At 71.5% G+C, this 13,853-nt stretch carries 11 protein-coding genes; 3 read left to right on the top strand and 8 right to left on the bottom strand.

All coding sequences use genetic code 11. The annotated features are described in order from the left end of the window. Positions 1–43: 43 nt before the first annotated feature. The 3 genes from KLK06_RS49105 to KLK06_RS49095 all read right to left on the bottom strand — a co-directional run bounded on the left by KLK06_RS49105 (position 44) and on the right by KLK06_RS49095 (position 3,229). A complete protein-coding gene (locus tag KLK06_RS49105) occupies positions 44–1,048 on the bottom strand; it encodes an enolase C-terminal domain-like protein (RefSeq protein WP_214642658.1) in 1,005 nt (334 codons plus the stop codon). 21 nt (positions 1,049–1,069) lie between these two features. Further along, complete coding sequence (locus KLK06_RS49100) at positions 1,070–2,443, bottom strand: MFS transporter (RefSeq protein ID WP_250907226.1); 1,374 nt, start codon at positions 2,441–2,443, stop codon at positions 1,070–1,072. A gap of 63 nt (positions 2,444–2,506) precedes the next feature. Beyond that, complete coding sequence (locus KLK06_RS49095) at positions 2,507–3,229, bottom strand: TetR/AcrR family transcriptional regulator (protein ID WP_214642657.1); 723 nt, start codon at positions 3,227–3,229, stop codon at positions 2,507–2,509. Positions 3,230–3,329: 100 nt separating this feature from the next. Here KLK06_RS49095 and KLK06_RS49090 point away from each other — a divergent pair, with 100 nt between their 5' ends. Continuing rightward, entirely contained in the window at positions 3,330–4,775 is a 1,446-nt protein-coding gene (locus tag KLK06_RS49090) for an MFS transporter (protein WP_214642656.1), read from the top strand. A gap of 56 nt (positions 4,776–4,831) precedes the next feature. On the opposite strand, the gene KLK06_RS49085 is transcribed toward KLK06_RS49090, so the two are convergent. Genes KLK06_RS49085 through KLK06_RS60865 form a run of 5 tightly spaced genes read right to left on the bottom strand, consistent with a single transcriptional unit; the run spans position 4,832 to position 12,583 of the window. Further along, entirely contained in the window at positions 4,832–5,983 is a 1,152-nt protein-coding gene (locus KLK06_RS49085) for a VWA domain-containing protein (protein WP_250907225.1), read from the bottom strand. Continuing rightward, positions 5,976–8,501: a DUF5682 family protein gene (locus KLK06_RS49080; RefSeq protein WP_214642655.1), complete on the bottom strand. Its 2,526-nt coding sequence runs from the start codon at positions 8,499–8,501 to the stop codon at positions 5,976–5,978. The genes KLK06_RS49085 and KLK06_RS49080 overlap by 8 nt, the downstream gene beginning before the upstream one ends. Before the next feature lie 46 nt (positions 8,502–8,547). Next, complete coding sequence (locus KLK06_RS49075) at positions 8,548–9,612, bottom strand: AAA family ATPase (RefSeq protein ID WP_214642654.1); 1,065 nt, start codon at positions 9,610–9,612, stop codon at positions 8,548–8,550. Beyond that, on the bottom strand, positions 9,609–10,946 hold the full coding sequence (locus KLK06_RS49070; protein ID WP_308168785.1) for a DUF5691 domain-containing protein: 1,338 nt from the start codon (positions 10,944–10,946) through the stop codon (positions 9,609–9,611). Before KLK06_RS49070 ends, KLK06_RS49075 begins: the two co-directional genes overlap by 4 nt. Beyond that, a complete protein-coding gene (locus KLK06_RS60865) occupies positions 10,943–12,583 on the bottom strand; it encodes an SWIM zinc finger family protein (RefSeq protein ID WP_308168784.1) in 1,641 nt (546 codons plus the stop codon). Before KLK06_RS60865 ends, KLK06_RS49070 begins: the two co-directional genes overlap by 4 nt. 140 nt (positions 12,584–12,723) lie before the next feature. Between KLK06_RS60865 and KLK06_RS49060 the strand changes: the two genes are divergently transcribed. Together KLK06_RS49060 and KLK06_RS49055 are read left to right on the top strand one after the other, a co-directional pair. Further along, positions 12,724–13,278 carry a cupin domain-containing protein gene (locus tag KLK06_RS49060; RefSeq protein WP_308168783.1) on the top strand — a complete coding sequence of 185 codons (555 nt, stop codon included), beginning with the start codon at positions 12,724–12,726 and terminating at the stop codon, positions 13,276–13,278. Between the two features lie 5 nt (positions 13,279–13,283). Then, a complete protein-coding gene (locus KLK06_RS49055; protein WP_214642653.1) occupies positions 13,284–13,841 on the top strand; it encodes an NUDIX hydrolase in 558 nt (185 codons plus the stop codon). Positions 13,842–13,853: the final 12 nt, after the last annotated feature.

Here is a 13,853-nt window from a genome sequence, read left to right as displayed (position 1 = left end):
CGAAATTTCGGGATAAAGGTAGAAGAGCTAGATCACGTAGCCGTCACGCACGAAAGGAGTCCTTGGCCATCCGGCGTACCCGGACCTCGTCGATGACGTGTCCCAGACCCGCCTGCGTCAGCGGCACCGCCACCACCCCGCCGTTCGCCCCCACGATCGGTGTCACGATCTGGTTGGTGCGCGGTGGCTGCGTCACGTCGCACGGCAGTGTGCACCCCGGCAGGCTGGCCACCGCCACCGTGGCCGCCCGCGCCAGCCCGGCGCCCTGGCCGCCCGCGCACTGGATGTCCCAGCCGGCCGCGGCGGCCCGGTCGTGCGTCCGGCGGACCTCGCTGAGCGAGCGGAAGGCGGTGGGCCGCAGCAGCAGCACCCGCCCGGCCCGCAGCGTCAGGTAGTCGTCGAGCTCCGCCGGCGAGCGCACCTCGACCGCCACCGACGCCGTCACCTGGTCCTGCAGCGCGGCGTGCGCATAGGCGTCGCCGATGGGGAAGGGCCGTTCGATGACCTCGACGCCATAGGAGTCGAGGGCCGCGAGCTGGCCGCCCTCGGAGTAGGCGCACCCGCCGTCGACGGCCAGCGTCAGGGCCGGATAGGCGAGTCGTACGGCCCGCACCGGCTCGACGTCCCAGCCGGGACGGACGTCGAGCGTCACATGGCCGTAGCCCGCGCAGACCTGCTGGTTGACCCGGGAGACCAGGCTCTCCAGGGACGGGTCCGGTTCGAGCCGGACGGTCGCCATCAGGGAGGTGCGGGTGCCGCCGATCGCCTCGGCGAGCGGGACACCGCGCATCCTGGTCCACAGGTCCCAGCAGGCCATGTCGACGGCCGGGTCGCCGGTCGGGACGGCGTCGGGGTGCTCCCAGTCGACGCCGATGAGCTGGGCGCCCAGCGACTCCTCCAACTGGGCCCAGGTTTTCGGCTGGGGGGCCAGCGCCTCACCCCAGCCGGTCATGCCGGCGTAGTCGGTGAGCTTGACGAGCAGGCTCTCCGACCGCCTGCCGAACGGCAGGACAAGCCGGAAGACCTCTAGCTCCCGCACTCGCGGCATGTACCCCCCTCTGCGACGAAGCTATGAAATGGCTTCTCCCAGTGTGCCTGCCTTCGTGTGCTGGGCAAAACGCGGAGCCACGGCCGCGGCGAGCACGGCGAGGGCGAACGTGAAGCCCAGGCCCACCAAATAGGTCTCGCCGGTGGCCGTGAACAGGGCTCCGGTGACCGCGACGGCGACGACGGTGAACACGGACTCGCCGACGCCGAGGGCCGCGGTGTTCTGGCCCTCCTCCCCCGACGCGGACATCTCCAGCACCAGTACGGACACCGTGGGGTGCAGCGCGCCGATGCCGAGCCCGGAGATGGCCATGGCCACGTACGCCAGAGCGATCGGCACGGAGTCGATCAGCACGAGCGAGATCAGCGCGATGCCGGCGGCGATCATGAGGGAGCCGCCGCGCAGGGCGGTCAGGTGGCTGATGACGCCGCGGCCCTTGATCCAGGACCCGGTGGACCAGCCGAGCGCGCCGACGGTCAGGACGATGCCCGCGCCAGTGGGCGTCAGGTCACGCTCGTTGATCAGCATGAGCGGGATGAGGACCTGGGCCGCCATCAGCGAGCCGTAGGCCAGGCCGCGGAGCACGGGGGCGGTCGGCAGCCCGCGGGCGGCCCTGAGCGAGCCGCGGGGAAGCAGCCTGGGCAGGGACACGGCCAGCAGGACGATCCCGGCCGCGAGCAGGGGCAGGCCGCGGAGCTGGAGCGCGCTGCCGTACTGGATCAACGCGGCGGCCACGGCGGTCAGCGTGGCCCAGATCAGCTTGCGCCCGAGGCCGGGGGCGGGCTCGGCGTTGCCGCCGCTCAGGCCCGTGCCCGCGGTGCCGCGCCAGAGCAGCAGCGCGCTGGGCACGACGATCAGGGAGACGCCGAGGAAGATCCACCGCCAGTCGGCGTTCTCCACCACGAACCCCGCGATGGCCGGGCCGACCATGGAGGGCACCACCCAGGCGGCCGAGAACAGCGCGAACACCTTGGGATGCATCTCACCCGGATAGACCCTGGCCACGAGCACGTACAGGGCCACCTGGATCAGGCCCGCGCCGAGCCCCTGAACAAACCGCCCGGCGACGAACACCTCCATGTTCGGCGCGAGCCCGGCCACCAGCAGCCCCGCCACGAAGGCCGCCACCCCGGTCCCGACCGGGGCCAGCGGGCCCTTCACGTCGCTCCATCTGCCGCCGAGCACGGTGGCGATCACGCTGGCGGCGAGGGTGGCGCTGAAGGCCAGGTTGTACAGGTGCATGCCGCCGAGCTCGCGCGCCACGACGGGCATCGCCGTCGCCACCGCCATCGCCTCGAACGCCACCAGCATGACGAGCGCCACCAGCCCCACGCTGAGCGCCCGATATTTCGCCGACACCACGCTGACAGGAGGTGCTTCAAGAGTTGTGGTCATGCCCGGCACGCTATGGCGACCACCCTGGTCGGCACATCGGGCGACAGCCCTAGGCCATTGGGCCTAAGGCATCCGGGCCTCGAGGCCGTCGAGGAGCAGATCGAGGCCGTACTCGAAGCGCATGGTGCCGTCGTCGGCGATCAGTTCGTCGATGTGCTTGGTGATGTGCGGGAACCGCTCGGGAGGCAGTGAGCGGTAGTAGCTCTCGATGTTGCCGACGAACGTCGTGAAGTATTCCTCCAGGCTGAGGCCCGCGGCCCGGATCTTGCCGAAGTGCAGCGAGCCCTCGAAGGCGTCACTGGAGACATAGAGGGCGAGCCGGTCGACGGCGAGTGCGGCGTCCCGGGGCGGCATGCCCGCGTCGAGGAGCAGGCCGAAGATGTGTTCGCTGATCCGCAGCGCGTTCGGGCCGGTGGGGACGCTGGCCAGCGCGGCCCTGGCCACGTCGGCATGGCTGCCCAGCACCCGGTGGCACTCCATCGCGAACTCGCGCAGTTGCTCCTTCCAGCGGGCCGGGTCGGGCTCGGCGAGCTGGATCTCGCCGAGCACCCGGTCGTAGATGAGCTCCAGGAGCTCTTCCTTGTTGGCGACGTGCGCGTAGAGCGAGGCGGGCCCGGTGTCGAGCTCCTGCGCGACGCGGCGCATGCTCAGCCCGTCGAGGCCCTCGGCGTCCAGGATCCGCAGCCCCGTCTCGACGATCAGATCCTGACTCAGCTGCGGCTTGAGCTGGACCGGCTTACGCGCCTTGCGCCACGGCGGGGTCGGGACGTCTTCGTTGCTTCCCATGACGAACACTGTACTTGACACGAACGCTGTTCGCCACTAAAACAGTGTTCGTAGCGAACGGTGTTCGTCGTAAGAACGGTGTTCTAACCAAGGAGTCCACATGACCGTCATCGCCCCCCATGCGGCCTCGGAGGTCCAGCCTTACCGCTGGCGCTGGGTCGCGCTGTTCGTCATCTTGGCCGCCGAGGTCATGGACCTGCTGGACGCGCTGGTCACCTCCATCGCCGCACCGACCATCCAGAAGGATCTGGGCGGCTCCTCGAGCATGGTGCAGTGGCTGGTGGCCGGTTACACGCTGGCCATGGCCGTCGGCCTGATCACCGGCGGCCGGCTCGGCGACCTCTACGGCCGCAAGCGCATGTTCGTGATCGGCGCCTTGGGCTTCACCGCCGCCTCGCTGCTGTGCGGGGTCGCCGCCAACCCGGAGATGCTGATCGCCAGCCGGGTCGTGCAGGGCCTGTTCGGCGCCGTGATGCTGCCGCAGGGGCTCGGCCTGATCAAGGAGATGTTCCCGCCCAAGGAGATGGGCAAGGCGTTCGGCATGTTCGGCCCGGTCATGACGATCTCGTCCGTCGGCGGCCCGATCCTGGCCGGCTGGCTGGTGGACGCCGACCTGTTCGGCACCGGGTGGCGCATGATCTTCCTGATCAACCTGCCTCTCGGGCTGGCCGCCGCGCTGGCCGGGATGCGGTACCTGCCGGAGTTCAGGCTCTCCAACGCCACCCGGCTCGACCTGGTCGGCATGCTGCTGGTGTCGGCCGCCGCGTTCCTGCTGATCTTCCCGCTCATCCAGGGCCGCGATCTGGACTGGCCCGCCTGGACGTTCGTGTCGATGGCCGCCTCTCTCGTGGTGTTCGCCGTGTTCGGCCGGTACGAGAGCCGCCGCGCGGGGTCCGGAAAGGACCCGCTGATCACGCCGAGCCTGTTCCGCAAGCGCGCCTTCACCGGCGGGCTGGTGGCCGGGCTGGCCTTCTTCACCGGCATGATCGGCCTCAGCCTCGTCTTCACCCTCTACACCCAGGTCGGGCTCGGCTACAGCCCGCTCAAGGCCGGCCTCACCGGCCTGCCGCAGGCCATCGGCGGCGTGGTCGGCTTCGGTCTGGCCATGTCGGGCCTGCAGGAGAAGCTCGGTCGCGGCCTGCTGCAGATCGGCACCGCGGTCATGGCGGTGGGGGCGGCCGTGCTGGGCCTGACCATCCACCTGGCCGGGACCGACATCAGCCCCTGGCAGCTTGCTCCCGGCCTGGCCTTCGTGGGCATCGGGATGGGCCTGACCATGGCGCCGTTCTTCGACATCGTGCTCTCGGGGGTCGAGCCGCACGAGTCGGGCTCGGCGTCGGGCACGCTGACCGCGACCCAGCAGCTCGGCGGCGCGCTCGGCAGCGCCCTGCTGGGCACGCTCTTCTTCGACCTGCTCAAGAGCCAGTGGAGCTTCGGCTCGGCGATGCAGGTCACCGTCTGGGTGGAGATCGGGCTGCTGGCGCTGACCTTCGTCCTGTCGTACCTGCTGCCCCGTAAGGCCAACGCGGAGCAGACCGGGCACTGACCGCGTAACCCGCTCGAAAGGGCCGCGACCTCGCGTCGCGGCCCTTTCGCTTGGCTTCAGGAACCCAGGCCGACGTGCCGTTCGGCCCACTGGGCGATGTCGCGGCGCTCGATCGCGGCGGCCATCAGGTCCGGGAACGCGTCGGGCGTACACGCGAAGGCGGGCACCCCCATCGCGGCCAGCGCGGCGGCGTTCTCGTGGTCGTAGAAGGGCGCGCCCTCGTCCGAGAGCGCCAGCAACACGATCACCTGGACGCCCGCCTGGGTCATCGCGGCGACCCTGCGCAGCATCTCCTGCCTCACCCCGCCCTCATAGAGGTCGCTGATGAGGATGAAGATCGAATTGGCGGGGCGGGTGATGAGGCCCTGACTGTAGGCGATGGCCCGGTTGATGTCCGTACCACCGCCGAGCTGCGTGCCGAACAGCAGCTCGACCGGGTCATGCAGCTGATCCGTCAGATCGACCACAGCCGTGTCGAACACCACGAGCGACGTCTTGAGCGACCGCATCGAGGCCAGCACGGCGCCGAACACGCTCGAATACACCACCGAGGCGGCCATCGACCCGCTCTGGTCGATCGCCAGCACCACCTCACGCTGCACGGACCGCTGCCGGCGCGCGTAGCCGATGAGCCGCGAGGGCACGACCGTGTTCTTCTCGGGCAGGTAGTTCTTGAGGTTCGCCCTGATCGTCCGGTCCCAGTCGATGTCGGACACTCGCTTGGGCCGGTGGGTCCTGGCCGAGCGGTCGAGCGCGCCGGTGACGGCGGCCCTGGTCTTCTGGGCGAGCCTGCGTTCGAGCTCCTGTACGACCTTGCGCACCACGGCCCTGGCCGACTCGCGGGCCTGCTGGGGCATGACCCGGTTGAGCGCGAGCAGTGTGCCGACCAGGTGTACGTCGGGCTCGACGGCCTCCAGCATCTCGGGTTCGAGCAGCAGCCTGGTGAGGTTGAGCCGCTGGATCGCATCCTTCTGCATGACCTGGACGACGGTCGACGGGAAGTAGGTCCTGATGTCGCCCAGCCACCGCGCCACCCGGGGCGCCGACGCGCCCAGCCCGCCGTCGCGGTCGTACACGGCGGCCAGCGCCCGGTCCATGTCCGCGTCGGCCCCCTGGAGAGCGCCGCTCTGGTTTCCTATGCCGTCGGCGTCGCCACCGCCCAGCACCAGCCGCCACCTGCGCAGGCGCTCATCCATCGGCTCAGCCATGGTCTCTCCCGTCGATCCGCGCTCTCCCCAAGATCGCCAGTACGGTCCGGGCGGCCGTCTCCGCCCGCTGTTCGTCCACGTCCTGCTCCCCCGCCCGCTCGGACCGCTCCGCCGATCGGACGCGCTCGCCGATCGCCCGGCGTTCGGGCGCGGCGAAGCTCCCGAACGTACGGCGGAGCAGCGGCAGCACGTCGATGAACTGTGTGCCGTCAAGCCCGGTGAGCCAGGTGTCGACCAGGTCGAGCAGGCGCGGATCGTGCACCAGCAGCAGCCCGCCGCCACCCAGGAAGCCCTCGATCCACGAGGCGGCCCTGGTGGGCGCGTGCCCTCGGGACATCGCCCGCGACATCCGGGCGTCGGCGTCGTCGAGCTCCCCCGCGTCGAGCAGGATCCTGGTCAGCCGTCCCTCGATCAGCCCGTGCAGGTCGGGCCGGTCACTCATCCCACGCAACGTGACCAGCCACCGACTACGCGGCGACGCCTGCCGGACAACGGGCGCCTCCCGCCCGACGACCTGCTCCGGCTCCTCCGGCGGTGACCCGGCGGGCCCTTCGAGCGACGTCACGGCGCCTTGCTCCGGCCGTGACTCGGCGGCCTCCGCTGGCGTCTCTTGTCCAGCGGCCTCCGCTGGCGGTGACCCCGTGGGCTTCTGCGGTGCCGACTTGGCGGACGCCTCTCGGGGCGATGTGGGATCCTCCGGCGAGGGCCCGGTGGATTCCTCTGACATCAGGGCGACGGCCGTGTGGACGGCGTCGACGCCGCTGAGGAGTGCGGCCGCCGCCTCGTCGTCCAGGCCGCTGACCGCGACGGGCAGGCCGACGCAGATGCGGTCGAGCATGGACCGTACGATCACCGCCAGCCCCTCGGCCGAGGTGCCACGCACGTCGCCGTAGCGGTGGGCGCGGACCATCGCGGGCAGCGCCGCCATCAGGTGGGTGACATCGGTGTCGAGCGCCGCCTTGGCCGAGAGGGCGGCCAGCACCTCGGGCAGCGCCTCCGGCAGGTCGGCCAGCAGGCAGCGTTCGACCAGCCCGGTCAGGTCGGCCAGCGTCACCGACTCCGCCGAGGCGTGGTCACGGGCCCGCTGGGCGGCGGCCGAGGCGACCGTGACGCCGAGAGCCGCCGCCTCGACGAGCGCCAGATCGAACTCGGGCCGCCACTGCAACGTCCACGTCTCCCTGAACGTCCCCTTGCCCCTGGCCTGCCCCAGCACCCCCCACTCGACGCCGAGCAGCCGCAGCCGGTGCAGCAGGCGGCTGCGATCGAGGTCGAGCGGCTTACGCAGGTCCAGGCCGAACTCGCGGTCGAGCGCCTCCGGCTTCAGCTTGAGCCGCCGCTGCTGCTCACGCAGATCGCGCTGGAGCGGCACCATGGGCGTGCCGTCGGAGACGTGACCGAGCCGATCGCCGACCACCATCCGCCGCTGGATCAGCTCCACCGCCAGGTCGTCGCCCTCGCACAGCACCGCCCTGGCCGCCTCGGTGACCTCGCCGAGCCCGGCCAGCGGGCGTCCGCGCAGGGTCGCCAGGCTGTGCGCGAGCCGTACGGACTCGATGACGTGCGCGGACGAGACCGGCAGTCCCTCGTCACGGAGCACCGCCGCCGCCCCGGCCAGCCAGCGTTCGACGGGACGGTCGGGGGCGGTGAACAGGTGGTGGTACCAGCCCGGCGAGGAGATGCCCGCGCCGTAACCGCTCCACGAGGCCAGCCGCCCGTACGTCCACGGCACCCACGTCAACTGGGCCTTCACCTTGGGCAGGCCGCGCAGGAGCGCGTCGTCGGCCTTGGCCGGGGGCAAGGGGGCGGTCAGCGCGGGGACGTGCCAGGCGCCGCAGACCACCGCGATGCGGTCGTAGCCCTGCCTGATGGCGGTGCGGAGGGTCTTGCGCATGTACGCCTCGCGCCTGGCCTCTCGCTCGTCGGGCTCGTGCCCCTCACGAACGGCGGCCATGGCCTCGGCGATCACCTCGAACGGGGTGTCGCCCCGATGCTCGACGACGTCCTCCCACCAACGCTCGGGATCGTCGTACCCGGCCGCCTTGGCAAGCGCGCCAATCGGATCAACCCGCAGTCCCTCGGCATCGGGCCCGGGCCCGGGGCTAAGGCTGGGGCTGAGCTCGGGTCCCACCTCGGGACCGGAGCCGGGCTCGGGACCGGAGCCGGAGGCGGGGTCGGGACCGGGGACGGGCTCAGGCTCAGGCTCAGGCTCGGCCAGGCTGTGGGATGCCGGGAGGTCGCAGAAGCGGATCGGGATGCCGGCCGCCGTACCGTACAAGATCGCCTGCCATTCGGGCGAGAACCCGGCGAACGGCCAGAAGGCCGCGCTGGACGCCTTGCCGGGCACGTGCGCGAGCAGCGCGACCGGTGGTTCCAGCTCGGGCGCGAGCGCGACCAGCGCGTCGGCCTCCGGTGGTCCCTCGATGAGGATCACGTCGGGACGGAGGCGTTCGAGCTCGGCCCGCACGGCGCGCGCCGAGCCGGGGCCGTGGTGCCGGACGCCGAGGATCGAGACGCTCACTGGTGCACCATCCCCTTGTCGGCAGTCGAGAGACCGCTGATGCACCTCATGACACCTCACGGCAGGCGCGGTAGAAGTCGCGCCAGTCGGAGCGCTCGCGGACGACCGTTTCGAGGTATTCGCGCCACACCACCCGATCGGACACGGGCTCCTGCACCACCGCGCCCACGATCCCGGCGGCCACGTCGGAGGGCCGCAACACACCGTCACCGAAGTGGGCCGCCAGCGCGATGCCGCTGGTCAGCACCGAGATCGCCTCGGCCGTGGACAGAGTGCCGCTGGGCGATTTGACCTTGGTCCTGCCGTCCTCCGTCACCCCCGTGCGCAGCTCCCGGAACACCGTCACCACGCGCCGGATCTCCGCCAGCCCCGTGCTGGTCTCGGGCAGCTCCAGCGAGCGGCCGAGCTGGGTGACGCGGCGCGAGACGATGTCGACCTCCTCCTCGGCGGTAGCGGGCACCGGCAGCACGACCGTGTTGAAGCGACGGCGCAGGGCGCTGGACAGCTCGTTGACGCCCCGGTCGCGGTCGTTGGCGGTGGCGATCACGTTGAAGCCGCGTTCGGCCTGGACCTCGCGGTTGAGTTCGGGGATCGGCAGCGTCTTCTCCGACAGCACGGTGATCAGGGCGTCCTGAACGTCGGAGGGCATGCGCGTGAGCTCCTCGACGCGGGCGATCCGGCCCTCGGCCATGGCCCGCATGACGGGCGACGGGGTCATCGCCTCCATGGACGGGCCCTCGGCCAGCAGCCTCGCGTAGTTCCAGCCGTAGCGGATGGCCTCTTCGGCCGTGCCCGCCGTGCCCTGTACCAAAAGGGTCGAGTCGCCGCTGATCGCGGCGGCCAGGTGTTCGGACAGCCAGGTCTTCGCCGTGCCGGGCACGCCGAGCAGCAGCAGCGCGCGGTCGGTGGCCAGGGTGGCGACGGCGACCTCGACGATGCGGCGGGCGCCCACGTACTTCGGGGTGATCTGGCGGCCGTCGCCCAGGATGTACGTGGTCACGGCCCACGGCGACAGTTTCCAGCCGGGCGGCCTGGTCCGGTCGTCGTCCTTGGCGAGGACCGCCAGCTCCTCGGCGTACTGGTCTTCAGCATGGGGCCGCAAAACGGTCATGAGAGCTCCTTCAACATGTCGGCACGGAAGCGCAGCAGGGCGGCGACCTGCTGAATGGGCGGCACGGGCGAGTAGTTTTCGGCCAGCTCGGCGAGCGACGGGTCGATGCGCTCGCCGGCCAGTTTGATCAGCTCGCCGAGGTTCCACGGCTGGGTGGTGGCCACCTTGATGATCTTGCGGAGGACGGCCGTCGCCAGGCCCTCCCGCCAGTGCGAGGACACGCCGCCCAGCACCATGATCAATTGGCTGTCCAGGTCATGCTCTTTCACGAAATCAGCGGCGAGCCGCTGCTGCTCGTCCGGCCCCAGCGCCTCCAGCAGATCCGCGATCGGGTCCCACGCGAACATCGCCCGCGCCCACTCCGGATCCCGCTGCAGCACGGCCGCGCGCACCCAGGCGGCCTTCACCTCGGCGTCCCAGTCGGGGATCTTCATCTTGAGCAGCCTGGCGGGCCTGCCCCAGAGCCCGAGCGGCGCGCGGGCGACGACCTGCTGGAGCCACCAGGCCCGCTCGCCGATCCCCCTCGGGGGCTTGGCCCGGATGCCATCGCGCTCCATCGCCGGGTCGCACGCTTTGGGCGCCTCGACGGTGATCGTGCCCCTGGTGAAGGTCAGGCAGCTTCGAGCGCGTACGGCCATGCGCTGGGCCAGCCGCGACTCGGGCAGGCGGGTGAGGAGGTTGGCGGCCTGCTGGCGTACCTCTCGCCTGCGGTCGTCGAGGGTCTGCTCCAGGAACGGCTCATCGTCCATGGACAGGCCGTCGGCCAGCACCTCGACGAACGCCGCCCGATCGTCGGGCTCCTCGCGCTCCCAGCCCGTCTCCAGCAACTCCCTGGCCCGCTTGGGCTCCTGCCTCCTGAGGTGGCTCAGGTAGGCGCGGCGGTCGGCCGGGCTGCCCAGCTCCCACGTCTCGCCGGTCGGCTCTTCGAGCAGGTACGCCCAGGCCGGGTTCAGGGCGGCCAGCCACCTGCCGCGCTGCCCGGCGACCAGGCCGAGGTGGGACCTGATCGACTGGTCGCGCCTGCCCCGGTCCAGCAACTCGGGCAGAACGTACGGAGGCACCATGCGGCCTGCCGAGGACGCGGCGGCCAGCCATTCGGGGAGCAGGCGGTCGTACTCGCCGCCCAAGATCCTGGCCAGACGCTCGGCCGCCCGCGCGGTCACGGCGGGCAACTCCTCATCGTGAGCCTGGTGCTCCTGCTCGGTCGTCCCGCCGAGTTGCTGACCGGCGCGACGGCGCACCACCTCCACGGCGGCGCTTTCGAGCAGCTCTCCCTCGTACGGTCTGCGGTCGGTGCCCACCAGCGCCGTCGAAGCCAGATCCTCCCAGGTCACAGGATCACCGCCGTTCCGTCGTCGGCCCAGGTGGTCAGCGGGCGCAGGCCCAGCGGCGTCCACTCGGCGGCCACCGTCACCGGACGCCCACCGGATACGGCGATCAGCCGCCACGGATCGCGGGACCTCGGGTGCAACGGGAACCCGCCCACGGACGTACGGCCGGGAACCACGCCCGCCAGCACGACAGGCCAGGAATCGGTCCACGGATCGGCGGCGACGGCGGCGGCGATCTCACCAAGCGCCTCCTCCGGCGACACCCCCGGCGGGACCCGGCCACCGAAATCACCCCGGCCAGCGGCTTCCCTCTGACCGGCAAGCACCCTCGGGTCGGTGGCGTCGCTCTGACCGGTAAGGGCGCTCCGGTCAGCGGGGACACCCCGAGGGGTGGGGTGGCGGGTGGCTACCAGGGCGCGGAGGGGTGCGGCGCCTGGGTAGAAGGCGACGTCGGCGTCGATCGTGGTGCCGGTGACCAGCGAGGCGTCGAGCGGCTGGCCGGAGGCGGCGAACGAGAGGACCAGCGCCGCCCGGCCCGTGTCGTGGCCCCGGAGCCAGACCCGGCGGGCGATCAGCCGGTCGTGCTCCTCGTCGCGCCTGCCCACCACGTGCCAACGGTCGCGCACCACCGGCCGGGCCAGCACGTCCTCCCGTGCGACGGGGAAGCCCGCACGGATCAGGACGGTCTGGCGCAACGGCCCCGGCAGCTCGGCCCGCCGCCGGTAGGCGACCGCCAGCAGGTTGATCAGCGAGTATTCGGCCAGCAACCGGCTCGGCCAGTCGTCGGCCATGCGCACCTCCCGTAGCCGGGAGAGGGCGTTGGCGACACCCGGCGCCTGAGCGTCGACGAGGCGCTTGGCCAGCTCGTCCCACTCGTCGGCGTCGGTCCCCGCCAAACCCTGCCGCACCTGGTCGGCCAGCCACCGTTCGAGCTCGGCAAGCCCGGCGGCCACCCGCGCATGCCGTACGGACTCGGCCCCCGCACCCCGCCCACCACCCGACGTACCTGTGGCCGACGCCCCCAGACCGGAGCCACCGCCAGCCGCCACGCCCACCCCACCACCCGAGCCCCCGCCCGAGGCAGAGCCCTCGCCCAACCCGGAGGCCGCACCCGCACCCGACCCCAAGCCCGGCCCACCACCCGAGTCCGAACCGGAGGCCGTACCCGAGCCCAGATCAGCGCCCGAGCCCAGCCCAGCATCCGGCGCCGAGTCCCATGCCTGCCCGTCCGCCAACTCCGGGTCGCCAGCGGCTTCTGCGGCGGCTCGGGCGCGGGCGGCCTCGAGCTTGGCCGCCGCCTTCGCGGCGCGTTCGGTGCGCTGGGCGACCCACTCCGCCGCCCACGGGGGCAGCGCGTCGGCGGCGGGCACCCCGTCCGCCGACCACATGAGCAGCAGCCCGAGCGCGTGCTTGCACGGGAACTTCCGGCTGGGGCAACTGCACCGATATGCGGGCTCGGAGAGATCGACACACGCCATGTAGGGCGTGGCCCCGCTCCCCTTGCACGCGCCGAACAGCACGTCGTCAGTCATGCCGCGCAACGTCCATTTGCCGGGTGCCGCCACACCCTGCGCCGCCTTCTGGGACGAGGCGTCGGGGGCGAGAGCGAGCACCTGATCACGGCTCCACCGTTCGATCACTTGCCGCAGACTAGCCAGGCCGACCGACAATTACCGCCGCTCCACCGGATCCGCGAAGAAGATCCATATCGTGGACGACCCGACGTTCCGCCCGCCACGCCTCACCACGGCCGGAATACCGACCGCATAGGATCACCCCCGTGGAGCTGACGATCTATCCCAGTGGCCCGTCCGTCGAGGTCGCCGACGAGGCTGCGGCCCTGGCCAGCGAGCTGGACGGCCAACTGGTCCTCGACGGCACCCGCTTCCTGCGCCGGGACGTCACCGGCGCGGCCATCGCGTTCGTGGACCGTCCGCCCATCGCCCAGGCCCTGGACCTGCTGCCCCACCCCGAGGGCGGCTGGTTCCGTGAGACCTGGCGGGCGCCCGTCTCCTTCCTGCCCGCCGGCTACCCCGGCGCCCGGGCCTCCGCCACCGGCATCTACTTCCTGCTGGGGCCAGGCGAGGAGTCGGTCCCGCACGTGGTCCGGTCCGACGAGGTGTGGCTGTGGCACCGGGGCGGCCCGCTGAGCCTGACCGTCGGCGACGAGACCGTCATCCTCGGCCCGCTGGTCGAGGACGGCCAGGTGCCGCAGGCCGTGGTCCCGGGCGGGGTGTGGCAGTCGGCCAGACCGGCCGCCGGCGAGGAGGTCCTGGTGAGCTGCGTCGTCTCGCCGGGATTCGACTTCGCCGACTTCACCGCGCGAGCCCAGTAGGGATCATGGACGGACGACCGGACAGCGAACACCCCATCAGGCGCCTCTCGACCCAGGTCGTCTACGAGAGCCCGTATCTACGCATGCGCGAGGACCGCATCCGCCGCCTGGACGGTTCCGAAGGCATCTACTCCTATGTGGAGAAGCCCGATTACGCGCTGGTCATCCCGATCGAGAACGACGGGCTGCATCTGGTGGAGCAGTACCGCTATCCGATCCGCGCCCGCTCGTGGGAGTTCCCGCAGGGCGCGTTCCCGCACATGGCGACCGGCGACCCCGAGCACCTGGCGCACGAGGAGCTGCGTCAGGAGACGGGACTGACGGCGGCGCACATGCGGCACCTGGGCCGCCTGAACTCCGCCAAGGGCATGTCGTCCCAGGTCTTCGACGTGTTCGTGGCCACAGGGCTGGAGCCGGGGCCCAACGAGCTGGAGGTCGAGGAGCAGGACCTGCTGCACCGGTGGTTCAGGCGCGGCGACTTCGAGGCCATGATCCGCACCGGCGAGATCGCGGACGCCGCGTCGCTGGCGGTCTACACGCTGTTCCTGCTGTCCGAGCAGTAAACAGGCGTCACC

This window comes from Nonomuraea sp. NEAU-A123, from assembly GCF_018603905.1.
Taxonomy (GTDB): Bacteria; Actinomycetota; Actinomycetes; order Streptosporangiales; family Streptosporangiaceae; genus Nonomuraea.
Note: the sequence above shows the minus strand (reverse complement) of the source record. Positions and strands in the feature narration are given on the sequence as shown.

Excerpts from the sequence above, each read along its gene's own strand:
- KLK06_RS49105 (WP_214642658.1), bottom strand. The coding sequence starts at position 1,048 with ATGCCGCGAGTGCGGGAGCTAGAGGTCTTCCGGCTTGTCCTGCCGTTC.
- KLK06_RS49100 (WP_250907226.1), bottom strand. The coding sequence starts at position 2,443 with ATGACCACAACTCTTGAAGCACCTCCTGTCAGCGTGGTGTCGGCGAAA.
- KLK06_RS49095 (WP_214642657.1), bottom strand. The coding sequence starts at position 3,229 with ATGGGAAGCAACGAAGACGTCCCGACCCCGCCGTGGCGCAAGGCGCGT.
- KLK06_RS49090 (WP_214642656.1), top strand. The coding sequence starts at position 3,330 with ATGACCGTCATCGCCCCCCATGCGGCCTCGGAGGTCCAGCCTTACCGC.
- KLK06_RS49085 (WP_250907225.1), bottom strand. The coding sequence starts at position 5,983 with ATGGCTGAGCCGATGGATGAGCGCCTGCGCAGGTGGCGGCTGGTGCTG.
- KLK06_RS49075 (WP_214642654.1), bottom strand. The coding sequence starts at position 9,612 with ATGACCGTTTTGCGGCCCCATGCTGAAGACCAGTACGCCGAGGAGCTG.
- KLK06_RS49055 (WP_214642653.1), top strand. The coding sequence starts at position 13,284 with ATGGACGGACGACCGGACAGCGAACACCCCATCAGGCGCCTCTCGACC.